Genomic DNA, 12,506 nt, shown 5'->3' on the forward strand with positions numbered 1-12,506 from the left:
GAGCCCGGCGTGATCCTTCGGGATGACGCGGTGGCGGCGTCCCCTAGGGGTCGCCGCCACCGCGTGTCCTGCCCGGTGGCGGCGCCGGTCAGCGCAGCATCTGCGACTGCAGCAGGGCGACCTGCCGGTAGGCCTGCTCCGCGACCCCGCGCGGGTTGGTCATCACGATGCTGGCGGCCACGTCGCCCTGCGCCAGGAAGGCCGCGCGGGCGGTGGGCCGCCCGTTCGCCTTCTCGTCGGACGCCCGCACGGTCAGCGAGGCCGGGCCGAGCGCCGGGTCGACCGCGGTGTCGGAGAAGCCCAGCACGGGCACGCCCTTCGGCCGGGACGAGCCGAGCTGCGCCAGCATGCCGCTCGCCTCGGCCCGCGAGCCGAACCGGAACAGCCAGATGTCGGTGCGGGTGCCGTCGGCGGCCGTCCAGGTCCTGCGGGTGGCGGCCCGGCAGGCGAACTCGGCCATCCCCGCATCGAGCCCGGCCTTCGCCGAGTTGTCCGCCGTGTAGGCGGCGCACGGCAGCCAGGGCACGCCGGGTGCCGCGGCGGACGCGCTCGGCGCGGTGCCCGCGGCCTGTTCCAGGACGGCGCCCTTCGGCGGCGGCAGCAGCAGGCCGCGCAGGTCGGCGAAGTGCCGGCCGTACGAGCTCGGCTCCTCCGGGGCGGCCTTCCCCGCGGGGAGCGGAGGGAGCGTCAGCGGCGGGAAGGCGTACCGCCCGTCGCCGGGGGTGGCCAGACCGGGGATGTCGGTGCGGTCCGGTGCGGCGACGGCCAGCGCGGCGCCGGTGCCGGACAGCAGCAGCACCAGCGCGGCCGCACCCCAGCGCACCAGGCCGGCCCGGCCGCGCCGACCGTCGGGGGCAGGCTCCGGGCCCGCGAGGACGTCGGGACCGGGAACGGCCTCCGGAACGGACTCCGGACCGGCCTCCCGACCGGGAGCGGTGTCGGGGACGGGCACGGCGTCGGTCGGCGCGGGTGCCGGCTGCGGCGGCACGGGGGCGGTGGTGTCGGTCATGCGGACGCTCCGGGGACTGCCAGTCGGTCGAGCTGCTGGGCGAGGAGGGGGACGATGCGGTCCTTCGGCAGCGGGGCGATGCCCTGCACGCCGAGCACCACCCGCAGGTCGCCGACCGCGGCCGAGCACTCGAGTTCGTCGATCTCCGCACCCGGGGCGGCGTGCGGCAGGAAGCAGTGCGCCTCGGGATGCCCCGGGATCTGCGGGCCGACCCGGTACAGCCCGGAGTCCGAGCCGAGCGCCGCCACCCAGGCGTCGTGCGCCTTGACCGCGGTCTGGTGGTACTGGAGCAGCCAGACGGTCGCCTGCAGGCTGCTGTCGTCGGACACCAGGCTGCGGACGCCGCCGCCCTTGAGGGCGGACTCCTGCCAGGCCTTGCGGACGCCGTCCTGCAGCTTGACGGGCAGTCCGCGGACCTCGTCCTCGACCCACGCCTTGCGCTGCTCCTCGGTCAGCTCGGTGTCGTTGCCGAACTGCCCGGAGTCGGGGCCGAGGTGGTAGCCGGCCGGCACGGGCAGCAGCAGGTCCTTCATCGAACCGAAGTGGCTGCCGTTCTGCTTGGCACCGAAGGACGGGCCGGCCGAGGCGGTCGGCGAGGCCGAGGGCGCCGCCGGGGCGGCCGAGACCGCCGGGCCGTCGTCCTCGGCCTTGAGGACGCCGAGCCCGATGCCGACGCCGAGCAGCGCGGCGACCGCGACGGAGGCCGTGGCGCGGACGGCGAAGCCCGTCCGCGCACCGGCCGGGGCCGGGAGCTGCGGAGCCGGCACGGGCGGCAGGTCGGCCGGCGCCTGGGCCGGCTCGGGGACGGCCGGGTTCATGGTGGTGTCGCTCACTTCAGCCGCTCCCACTGACGCATCGCCAGTTCCTTGATCTCGCCGCCGTCGACCGGCTTCGGGGAGAACATCTCGATGTGCATGACGACGGTGCCGCGGACGGCGGTCGCCCGGGCGTAGTAGAACTGCTCGGTGCTGTCCGCGTAGTGCTCGGGCTCCCGGGGCGCCTCGTAGTGGCCGTTGACCGTGCCGTCGAGCGATCCGCCGTTGTGCGGGACGAGGATCGTGAACGCGCCGTCGACGGAGGCCATGTCGTCCGCGCCGAACTGGATGAGCTCGATCCGGTAGTCGACGTCGCCCCTGTGGTACGCGAGCATCGCGTCGCGCCGGAAGTGGTGCTGCATCAGGCGGCGGTACTCGGCGGCCGAGTCGCCGAGCATCATCGCCTTGCCGCCGGCGGTCAGCCAGCCCGTACCGGCGACGCCGTAGTCGTCCCAGTCCTCGGCGTCCGCGGGCCGCCCGACGAGCAGCTTCCGCAGGTCGCCGTCGATGGCGAGCGGCTTGGGCTCGGCGGCCGCGGCGGCGGCCGGGTCGAGCGGCTCCGTCGGGTAGTGCAGGGTGTCGACCGACAGCGGAGGCAGCGGGGTCGCCGGCCGGGCGGCCTGGACGGCGTAGCCGACACCGGCGCCCAGCAGCGGCCCGAGCAGCACGGCGGCGAGCAGCAGCCGGGCGGTCCGCGGGGCCCGGGCGGGGCTTGCGGCCTCAGCGGCCTCGGCGGGCGCTTCGGACTCGGTGGCCTCGGTGGGTGCTGCGGCCTCGGGAGGCTCGGTGGGCTCCGGCCGGTTCTCGGTGTCCGGGGACGCCGGGGTGTCGGTGGTCACGGGGTGCTCCTGGTCGGAGGGGGAGGGCGCCGGTTCCGTGTCCGGCCTGGGCTCAGCCACCGGTGGCCAGCCGTTCGCGCTGGCGCTTCATCGCGTCGACCAGCAGCGCCTTGTCCGGCGTGCCCTTCACGTACACGGTGACCTCGTACTCGATGTCACCGGAGAAGGAGACGCCGACCATCTTCCCGGTCCAGGCCTCCTGTTCGGGCTTGAGCATGATGCCCCGCGCGTTGCCGTCGCCCGCGATGTCGAAGGTGTCGCCGCGCTTGAAGCTCAGCCCGTCGGCGAACTCCTCGGCCATCTGGCGGCTCTTGAAGCGCAGCAGCCGGACGTACACCTCCTGGGTGCCGTCCGCGGTGCGGTAGCGGCGCTCGGCGGCGTCGTCCCGGTAGCCGTAGGAACGGAGGATCTCCGGCATCTCGGAGGCGTTGCCGAACTGCTGGGCGACGTCGTCGGTGCTCAGCTCGGTGCCGTCGGACGACCCGTAGGACTCGGCGCGGGCCGGCATCGGCAGCAGGAAGTACCGGATGTCGCCGCCGTGCGTGGAGCCGTCGACGGTGCCGTGCACGGTGCTCGCCGGCGTGGGCGTCGGCGCGGGCGCGACCGAGGACGGGGGTGCGGAGGGTGAGACGGACGCGGAGACCGTCGGGGAGGGTGCGGCGGCGGGTGCCGCCGCGGCCGGCCGCCGGGTGTCGGGGCGGCCGACGGCGACCGTGGCGGTGGCGCTGGCCGCCGTGACGGCGAGCAGCCCGGCGGCGGCCAGTGCCACCCGTACTCCGCGCGGCAGTCCGCGGAGGGGGCCGGCGGGGGCGGCCACCGCGGCTTCCGGCGCGTCAGCAGCGCTCTGGGGCGCGGCGGACGGCGGAAGCGGCGGCTCGGCGGCGGGCTCGGGCGGCGCGTTCTCGGGCGGTGCGTTCTCGGGCGCGGCCGCGCTGTCGGGCACGGTCGCGTTTTCGGGCGCAGACAAGGGACTCCCCGGAAATGGCAGACGGATTGCCGCGTGCGGGCTCCGGACGGGCGCCCCCGTCGACCGGTGTCCGGGCCGCTGACCACGCGTGACACGGAATTATGAGAGTCCGGTGCCGTCGCCGACAACGGAGTTGTCGGCGACATTCCGGCGAGGTCCGCCCATGTCCGACACGTCGTGATCGAACCGCAACGAGCGGCGGTTCTGCCGGTGTCAGCCCTCCGGGGTCTCCGGCTTCGCCGTCCCCGGCTCCGTCCCAATCTCCGTCCCCGGCGCGGAGGCGGACGGCTCGCCGGCCGCGGTCTCCGCGGCGGGGGCTCCGGGCTGGCCCGGAACGTGTGCGGCGGGCCCGCCGCGCAGGCCGGCGGCTTCGGCGAGCGCGATGTCCAGGCTCTCGCGGCGGATCCGGCGGTCGATGTACAGCAGGCCGTTGGTGAGCGGCGTCAGCGGCACGGTCAGCGCGGTGGCCAGGACGGTGCCCACCGCCAGGCAGAAGAACAGGGTCACCAAGCCGGCCACGGGGGGCGGCGCGCCCGGTCCGTACGGGTCGGCCGTCGCGGAGTCCGTCGAGGAGACCATCACGAGCATCCCGCCCACCATGAACGGCACCAGGACGATCTGGGCGGCGAACGATCCGATCAGGCCGACCACGTACGGGATGCCCAGGCTGCGCCACCAGTTGCCCTCGTTGAGCCGCCAGGCGCGGCGCAGCGCGGCGACCGGCCGGGTGTTCTCCAGCACCAGGACGGGGATCTCCAGGACCAGCCGCACCTGGATGTAGACGGCGCCCGCCCAGCCGGGCACGGCGAACAGCAGGCCGGCGGCGAGCGCCGGGCCGGCGCCGAGGAAGAGGCCGAGCAGCGCGGCGGGCAGCAGCGAGACCAGCATGACGGCGGCGGCGAGCAGGCCGGTGAGGATCTGCGCCACCGTCACCCGCCAGAGCAGCGGCCTCGACTCGGCCCAGACCGCCCGGGCGGAGGCCTTCCGGCCGATCACCGCGGACCGCAGCACCACGGTGGCGGTGGCGGAGGAGACCGCGTAGAGGGCGGTCAGGGCCACCGTGAAGAGCAGCAGGGCGGCGGCGGCCGTCGACACCACGGTCAGCAGCTCCGCCGTGGTGGGCGTCCGGTCGGCGCGGATGGCCTCCCACGGCCCGTCCAGGACCTGGACGGCGACGACGGCCATGACGCCGAAGGCCGCCAGGCTGCCGAACGCCGTCCACAGCACCGGGACGAACAGGGCGGCCGGGTAGCGCTGCAGGGTGGCGAAGACGCCAGAGATGATCTCGCCGATGCCCAGGGGCTGCAGCGGGACGACTCCGGGTCTGGGCGCCTGCACGGCGTACCCCCACGGCGCCCCGCCGCCGGGCCCGGGCCCGTACTGCGGCCCCCGCCAGTCTCCGTTGCTGCTCATCGCCGGTCCTCTCCCCTCGACCTGCCGCGGCCGCGGCGCGAGACCGAAGCGTAGAAGGCGGCGCCGACCACGGCGGACCGGGGGTCGGGGACGAAGCACCGGGGGCGGGCGGGCCCGGGAGCGGGGGCCTCGGCCGACGCCGGATCAGCCCAGCTGTGCCAGGCCCTCGGTGGCGATCTTCTCGAACACCGCGAGGTCGTTCTCGAAGATCGAGTCGGGGACGGGCCAGTGGATGACCAGCTCGGTGATGCCGAGCTCGCGGTAGGTGCCGGCCCAGTCGACGAAGGCGTCCAGCGAGACGAGCGGCCGCTCCGCGGTCGAGCCCTGCAGCAGCACCTTCTCCAGCTCGGCGGCGTCCCGGCCGCGGGCCTCGCAGGCGGCCGCGAGCTTGGCCAGCTGGGCCCCGACCACTGCGGGGGCCTGGTCGACCGGCACGTCCGCGGGGCCCTTCGGGTCGCCGTAGGTGACCCAGCCCTGCCCGTACTCGGCGGCCAGCCTCAGCCCGCGCGGGCCGGTCGCGGCCACGTAGAACGGCACCCGGGGCCGCTGCACGCAGCCGGGGATGTTCCGTGCCTCGACCGCGGAGTAGTAGGTTCCCTCGCGGGTCGTGGCATCGGTGGTGAGCAGCTCGTCCAGCAGCGGCAGGAACTCGCCGAAGCGGTCGGCGCGCTCCTTCGGCGACCACGGCTGCTGGCCCGTCGCCGTCGCGTCGAAGCCGGTGCCGCCGGCGCCGATGCCGACCGTCAGCCGGCCGTCCGAGACGTCGTCGACGGTCAGCAGGTCCTTCGCGAGGGTGACCGGGTGCCGGAAGTTCGGCGAGGTGACGAGGGTGCCGAGGCGGATCCGCTCGGTCGCCGTCGCGGCGGCGGTCAGGGTCGGGACCGCCCCGAACCACGGCGCGTCCCGGAAGGTCCGCCAGGAGAGGTGGTCATAGGTGTACGCGGCGTGGAATCCGAGGTCCTCGGCCCGCCGCCAGATCTTCTGCCCCTCGCTCCACCGGTGGATGGGGAGGATCACCGTGCTCAGTCGCATGTCCCCGACCCTAGCCCGACGCACCGGCCGTGCGGCGGGTTCGTCGTCCGACCCAGCCGCTGGGCCGTCGAGTGCAGCTCACGGCAGGCACCAGGACGGCCGGAACGTCTGACATCCCTCCCGTGGGCCATTGCAGCCGTCTGTGGTGCCGGGCCCCGCAGTCCTCAAGACCGGAGCGACAACACCCACTGAAAACACCCGAGGCCGACGAGATCGAGGGCAGGGGGAAACCGGTTGTCGGTGCTCGCACGGCTTCTTGTAGCCTGACGCCGCCACAGGGGTGATTGTCAGATCCTTCTAAAACTGGGGGGCCGGTGCACAACCGCCGTCTCGTTGCGACCGCTGCGGCTCTTGCCGCCGGGTTCGCCTTCCTACCGGGCCGGGCGTACGCCGCCGACCCGGTCCCGAACGCCGTACCGGCTCCGGCCCGGAGCGGGTGGGAACTGCCCGGCGCCAAGACGTTCACCAGCCCGGCGGGCAACTCGTCCCGGGTGCAGGGCCGGGCCGTGGTGGCCGCCCGGGCCGCCGCCGTGCCGTCCACCGGCCGGACGGTCTACGTCCTCACCCGCACCACTTGCACCACGGACACCGGGACGGGCACCCAGGCGGCGCCGTTCTGCAGCCTGCAGCACGGCGTGGACGCGGCCGTCCCCGGCGACACCGTCCGGGTCGACGGGAAGGACGAAGGGGTCAGCCCACCCGGGGACATGGAGGCCGTGGTCGTCCGCACTTCCGGTCTGACCCTCGTCGGCGGTACCAACGCCCCGCAGATCAGTTCGTTCAACAACGCGGCCGGAAGGCCCGCCCTGACCCTCGACGGCGTCAGTGATGTGACGGTCGGTCATCTCGCCTTCGCCGGGGGTAACGCGCCGAGCCTGCTCGTCAAGGGCTCCAGCCGGATCACCCTCGACTCCGACCGCCTCGACGGGTCCGGCGGCAACGCCCTGACCATCGACGGCACGTCGAGCGCGATCACCGTGACCAGATCGCACGCCTCGATGTTCTACCCGGTCGCCGGCAGCGCGACGATCTCGGTGGCCGCCGGGGCGAAGGACGTCACCCTGGCCGGCAACCTGGTCAGAGGCGCGACCACGGACAACACCCAGACGACGTACCAGGCGACCGGCGGCATCGCTGCCACCGGAGTGCAGGGCCTGAACGTCACCGGCAACACCGTTCAGCGCGGCTGCCTCCCGGGCATCGCCGTGGACGGCGCCTCGACCGCCGTGTCGATCCAGAACAACCTGCTGGTCGAGACGGCCGCCGTGGCCGACTGCGACTCCGGCCAGCCCGCCGTGACGGTCTCGGCCGAGTCCGCCCCCGCGACCACCACCGACTACAACGACTTCTACGCCGAGTCCGCCACTGGCGCCGGGCCCTACCGCTGGGCCGGCACCGCGTACCCGACCGTCGCCGCCTTCAAGGCCGCGCAGACCCAGGGCGCGCACGACACCGTCGAGACGGTCGCACCGCAGCAGGTCAACAGCGGCGGGGACTGGGGCGTCGCCTACGCCCTGCAGACCGGCTCCGCCGCGATCGGCACCGCCAACCAGTCCGCGCCCGGCGCCCTGACCACCGACTACTTCGGACACGGCCCGATGTCCGACCGGGGAGCGGTCAAGTTCCAGAGCAACAACCCCGGCTTCGCGATGGCACTGACCGCGAAGAACACCAGCGCGTTCGGCGTCTCGCTGGACCTGGACGTGACCACCCTGCCGGTCGCCCAGGACGTCTACATCCAGTGGGGCGACGGCAGCGCCGTCGACGTCCTCAACTTCTACGGCGACAAGCCGGTGAAGATTACCGCGGGTCACACCTACGAGAAGCTCGGCGACTACACGATCACCGTCACCGACTACGAGAAGACCGGCAACACCATCCGCAACACGGTGAAGGTCTCCACCCTCGGCTCGCAGTACACCGCGTACGGCCCGAAGCGGCTGCTGGACAGCCGGGACGGCACGGGTCTCGCGGCCGTCGGCCGGATCCCGGCGTACGGGACGGTCAAGCTCAAGGTCGGAGGTGCCAACGGCATCCCGGCGAACGCGACCGCCGCGGTGCTGAACCTGACCGTGACCGGCCCGGCCGCCGACGGCTACGTCACGGCGTACCCGGACGGCGGCCCGCGGCCGACCACCTCGAACGTCAACTACCGGGCCAACCAGACCGTGCCGAACCTGGTGATGGTGCCGATCGGCGCCGACGGCCACGTCGACCTGTACAACGGCGGCCGGGGCACCACCGACCTGGTCGCCGACATCACCGGCTACTTCACCCCGACGGCCGCGGCCGGCTTCGCCCCTGTCGGCCCGAGCCGGCTGGTCGACACCCGGAACGGCACCGGCGCCCCGCGTGGCCAGATTCCCGGACGCGGCTCCATCCCGGCGCAGATCGCCGGCGCCACCCCCGGCCTGCCCAACGGCAGCATCACCGCGGTCGCGCTGAACGTCACCGTCACCAACCCGCGCGGGGACGGCTACCTGACCGTCTACCCGAGCGGGCAGGCCACGCCCACCGCGTCCAACCTGAACTTCACCTCCGGGCAGACCATCGCCAACTCGGCCGTCGTCCCGGTGGGCGCGGACGGCAAGATCCGGCTGTTCAACGGCGCCTGGGCCGGGGCCGACGTGGTCGTCGACGTGGTCGGCTACTACAGCGACTACGAGATGGGCGCGTTCATGCCAGTCGCCCCGGAGCGGCTGCTCGACACCCGCGACCCGGCGACCTGGGGCAGCGGCCCACTGAAGGGCCGTTACTACGCCTACATGTCGATGACCACCCACACCGACATCCCGGCGTTCGTCTTCAACGCCACCGTCACCAACACCGGCGCCGACGGCTACTTGGCCGTGGCCTCCGACCCGAACGTCCTCGCCGACTACAGGAGCGGGCACCCGTATCCGGTGTACCCGCCGAACACCTCGTCGCTGAACTGGCGGCGCGGCAGCACCGTGCCGAACCTGGTGCAGGTCACGCCGGGCCGGGGCGTCATCGACTTCTTCAACCAGAGCGATGGCGACATCGACCTGATCGTCGACATGTTCGGTTACTACCAGAATGCCTGACGCTCACTCGGCCCGAACTCCGGTCAGCGACTGACGCGGACAGGGATGACGCACAGAGGTGCCTTGCTTCCGGCCCGGAGCAAGGCACCTCTCTCGCATCGGCCTCCGGCACACCACCTCCAACGCCCCCTGCCACGACCGATTCCGTCCGTGCTCCCGGCATCCCCCGGACCCTGCGCGTGCGCTCCGGCGGGTGAGGTACAGAGCAACCCGCGGTGACGACACCCTTCGGGCTTGAGCGATCGGCTCAGCTCTCGACGAGGTGGGCGAAACCGATCTCGAAGCGTTCGACGGAGACGATGGCGGTTCGGTCGCGCTCGGCGCTCTCCTCGCGGATCTCGGTGGCGCGGACCTCGCTGGCGCGCATCGCGGCCTCGTCCGCCCAGAGGGTGAGGGTGAGGGTCTTCCCGTCGGCACGGTCGGCCAGCAGGTAGACGCCGCGGAAGCCGGGGATCTCGAGGACCTGCTTGAGTGCGGGCTCGCTGTCGGCGGTCAGGTCCTGCGCGGCGGGGATCGGGTCGCCCCGGTAGGTGCTCAGCCGTGCGTACATCACGGCCATCTCCTTCGGTTCGATGCCGACCCAGGTCGGCCGGCTTCTCGACTTCCAGGTTCGTCGGGACCGGTGGCGCGCCGCATCGGTGGTTTCCCCCATCTTCCGACCGTTGCTCTCGCAAGCCCGCCGGTCCGGCTAGTGCCCGGTGAGCAGCCCGTGCTCCATGGCGTAGAGGGCTGCCGCCGGGCGGGTCGCGCACCCGGTCTTGGCGTAGATGTGTTCCACGTGGTGCTCGGCCGTGCGCGGCGAGATCGTGAGCCGCTCGGCTATGGCCCGGTTGGTGCTGCCCCTGGCGAGCAGCCGCAGCACGTCCACCTCGCGGTCGCTGAGTCCGGCCGGCCACGGGGCGCTGCGGTGCCTGGCGGCGCCGGCGGCGTCCAGGACGGCATGAACGGCCTGCGGGTCGAGTCGCCCCTCCCTGGCCTCGCGTTCGAGTTCGACAGCCGCACGCGCGGCACTCAACTCCTCTCGATACGGGCGGGGTTCGGTCATTGCGTGGTAAACGTCGGCTGCGGCCAGCAGCCGGGAGGCGGGCAGCACGGCCGCACCCGTGGCCTGCCGGTGGTAGCCGGAGCCATCGAGCCGCTCATGGTGCTGGCCGACCACGGTGGCCAGTTCGCGCAGCGCCGCGCAGCGCCCGAGTACCCGTTCCCCGTGGTAGGCGTGCAGGTGGACGGCCTCGCGGTCGAGCGCGGTGAGCGGGCCGGACATGTCCCAGATCCGGCTGGGTACGGCGATCCGCCCGAGGTCGTGGACGAGTGCCGACCGTCGCGCCAGGGTGCGGTCCCCCGGCTCGGCCGCATGCTGGGCGAGTTCCGCCACTCCTCGTGAATGCCCGTGCAGAAAGGTCGACTTGAGGTCGGCCAGGTCGCCGAGTGCGGCGGCCAGCCGATCCACGTCGGGGTCGGCGAGCCGCCGCCAGGGCACCGGCTCGGCGGCCAACGCGTCCTCGTACGGGTCCGTCGTCTCGGCGAGCAAGTCGGTGCCGTCCGTTCCGAATTCGGCTACCAGACCCGGGCCGAGCCAGCTGCCGCGCTTCCGCAGCGCCGCAACCGCTGCCGCGGGCCCACCGGTCGCGGCGAGCCGTACGGCCTGGGCGGCGAGCACCGCGATCCGGGCGGGCAGTGTGAACTCCTCGTCCCGCACCCCGTCGGGTCCGCCCTTGCCGTCCCAGCGCTCGAACTGCTGGTGCAGCGCCTCCTGCACCCCCGGCCCGAGCCCCAATCGTCCCGCCATCGCCGCCGCCACCTCACAGGTGGCATGCTGCACGCCCGCGCCCCACCGGTTCGAGGCCGCAAGCCGCCCGGCGAGCCCGAGCCGCCGGCCCGGCGGCACCTTCGCCGTGGCGGCCCGCAGGAAGGGCAACATCTCCGTCGGACCGGTGAAGTCCGTGACCGTGACGAGGGGCCGCAGCACCGTCTCGTCCACCCGGAACCGGGCGGCCTCCTCCGCCGCCGTGGCCGTACAGCCGATGTGGTGCAGCAGCGCCGTGTAGTACACCTCCGTCAGGCGTTCCCCGGTCAACCCGAGCCGCCGGCCCAGCCCGACCGCCACCAGGCACGCCCGGACCGCCTCCCCCTGCTCCTCGCCCATCCCCAGATCCGTGACCAGCGAGACGGCGGCGAGCACCTCGGCCAGGCGCGGCGCGCCCCCGGCACCCGCGACAGCGGCGCCCATGCCTCCGTTCTAGCCGAGTCCCGGCCGGTTCGCGACCGGCCCACCGGGCGCAGCGTACGAATCCTGCGGGACAGGCCAACGAAATGCGTCCGTCGTTCGTGGGAGTCGGCGAGAGGGAGAAGGAAGAGGTGAGGTGTGAGCTGGCATGACGTCGCGGGCGAACTCGTGCAGGTCAGGGGATCCGCGCTGAAGAGGTACGGGTACCTGCTGTGCGGTGACCGTACGGAGGCGGACGACCTGGTGCAGGACGCACTGGTCCGGGTGTTCGCCCGGCCCCGACGGGGTTGGAGTGTCGAGTCCGCGGAACCGTACGTTCGTCGCGTCATGCTGAACCGCTACCTCGACCAGCACCGTCGCCGGGCTCGCTGGACCAGCCTGCTCCCACGTCTGGCGACGCCGGCCTCGACGGGTGACTTCACTGCCGCCAGTGGTCATCGGATGGACGTGGTCGGCGCACTCGACACCCTCTCCCCGCGGCAGCGCGCCTGCGTGGTCCTGCGCTTCTACGAGGACCTGTCGGTGGCCGAGGTGGCCGCCCGGCTGGGCTGCAGCGCGGGGACGGTCAAGCGGCACCTGAGCGAGGCCGTCGCGAGGCTCGGCAAGGTCTTGGTGCTCACCTCTCTCGATGGGGACGGACATGGTGAATGAACAGGACGTGATCAGGCAGCTGCTGCTCGACGCAGCGGACCGGGCCGGGCCGCTCGGTGCGAGCCCGGACAGGGTGACCGCACTCGTCAGAAGGCGGCGGCGCGTGCGCAACTGCGCCCTGGGGCTTGCTGCGGGCTGCATCGCGGCGGGTGCAGCGATCACGGTGCAGGTCGCCGACGGACCGTCATCACGTGTGGACGGTCCGGTGTCGACACAGCCGATCGGCACACCCACGGCACCGAACTGCGTTTCCGCACCGCCGCTGCCCGGCGACCGCCCGGTCGACCGGCTCGGGGACTTCCGATCCTGTCAGTACGTCGGACTGACGTTGGAGGCCGCTCGCACGCTGGCGGCCACGGAGCACCGCGACCTGCAGATCATCAGCCGGGACGGAACGAACTTCGCGATCACCTTTGAGCGCCGCGCCTCCAGGGTGTGTGTCAGGGTCGTCGGGGACCGTGTGACCGCTGCCTTGATCGGCTGACAGC

The 12,506-nt window shown here is 73.3% G+C and carries 11 protein-coding genes; 3 read left to right on the forward strand and 8 right to left on the reverse strand.

Annotated features, from left to right (window positions below):
* Positions 1 to 88 precede the first annotated feature (88 nt).
* The 6 genes from AB0P35_RS28980 to AB0P35_RS29005 all read right to left on the reverse strand — a co-directional run bounded on the left by AB0P35_RS28980 (position 89) and on the right by AB0P35_RS29005 (position 6,075).
* Positions 89 to 1,009, reverse strand: a complete 921-nt coding sequence (locus AB0P35_RS28980; protein ID WP_363516427.1) for a hypothetical protein — start codon at positions 1,007 to 1,009, stop codon at positions 89 to 91.
* Complete coding sequence (locus tag AB0P35_RS28985; protein ID WP_363516430.1) at positions 1,006 to 1,842, reverse strand: hypothetical protein; 837 nt, start codon at positions 1,840 to 1,842, stop codon at positions 1,006 to 1,008. Before AB0P35_RS28985 ends, AB0P35_RS28980 begins: the two co-directional genes overlap by 4 nt.
* Positions 1,839 to 2,663 (reverse strand): hypothetical protein, encoded by an 825-nt coding sequence (locus AB0P35_RS28990; protein ID WP_363516433.1) that lies wholly within the window; start codon positions 2,661 to 2,663, stop codon positions 1,839 to 1,841. Before AB0P35_RS28990 ends, AB0P35_RS28985 begins: the two co-directional genes overlap by 4 nt.
* Positions 2,664 to 2,715: 52 nt before the next feature.
* Positions 2,716 to 3,630, reverse strand: coding sequence for a hypothetical protein (locus AB0P35_RS28995; RefSeq protein WP_363516436.1), 915 nt, complete (start codon positions 3,628 to 3,630; stop codon positions 2,716 to 2,718).
* A gap of 213 nt (positions 3,631 to 3,843) precedes the next feature.
* On the reverse strand, positions 3,844 to 5,043 hold the full coding sequence (locus AB0P35_RS29000; protein ID WP_363516439.1) for a hypothetical protein: 1,200 nt from the start codon (positions 5,041 to 5,043) through the stop codon (positions 3,844 to 3,846).
* A 144-nt stretch (positions 5,044 to 5,187) separates the two neighbouring features.
* Positions 5,188 to 6,075 carry an LLM class flavin-dependent oxidoreductase gene (locus AB0P35_RS29005; protein WP_363516442.1) on the reverse strand — a complete coding sequence of 296 codons (888 nt, stop codon included), beginning with the start codon at positions 6,073 to 6,075 and terminating at the stop codon, positions 5,188 to 5,190.
* Between the two features lie 314 nt (positions 6,076 to 6,389).
* Between AB0P35_RS29005 and AB0P35_RS29010 the strand changes: the two genes are divergently transcribed.
* Positions 6,390 to 9,140 (forward strand): right-handed parallel beta-helix repeat-containing protein, encoded by a 2,751-nt coding sequence (locus tag AB0P35_RS29010; RefSeq protein WP_363516445.1) that lies wholly within the window; start codon positions 6,390 to 6,392, stop codon positions 9,138 to 9,140.
* Positions 9,141 to 9,387: 247 nt separating this feature from the next.
* On the opposite strand, the gene AB0P35_RS29015 is transcribed toward AB0P35_RS29010, so the two are convergent.
* A complete protein-coding gene (locus AB0P35_RS29015) occupies positions 9,388 to 9,690 on the reverse strand; it encodes a hypothetical protein (protein WP_363516527.1) in 303 nt (100 codons plus the stop codon).
* A 138-nt stretch (positions 9,691 to 9,828) separates the two neighbouring features.
* Positions 9,829 to 11,370, reverse strand: coding sequence for an HD domain-containing phosphohydrolase (locus tag AB0P35_RS29020; protein WP_363516448.1), 1,542 nt, complete (start codon positions 11,368 to 11,370; stop codon positions 9,829 to 9,831).
* A gap of 135 nt (positions 11,371 to 11,505) precedes the next feature.
* Here AB0P35_RS29020 and AB0P35_RS29025 point away from each other — a divergent pair, with 135 nt between their 5' ends.
* Together AB0P35_RS29025 and AB0P35_RS29030 are read left to right on the forward strand one after the other, a co-directional pair.
* Positions 11,506 to 12,018, forward strand: a complete 513-nt coding sequence (locus AB0P35_RS29025; protein ID WP_363516451.1) for a SigE family RNA polymerase sigma factor — start codon at positions 11,506 to 11,508, stop codon at positions 12,016 to 12,018.
* A complete protein-coding gene (locus AB0P35_RS29030; protein WP_363516454.1) occupies positions 12,008 to 12,502 on the forward strand; it encodes a hypothetical protein in 495 nt (164 codons plus the stop codon). The genes AB0P35_RS29025 and AB0P35_RS29030 overlap by 11 nt, the downstream gene beginning before the upstream one ends.
* Positions 12,503 to 12,506 lie beyond the last annotated feature (4 nt).

The organism is Kitasatospora sp. NPDC085879 (assembly GCF_040686255.1).
Classification (GTDB): Bacteria; Actinomycetota; Actinomycetes; order Streptomycetales; family Streptomycetaceae; genus Kitasatospora.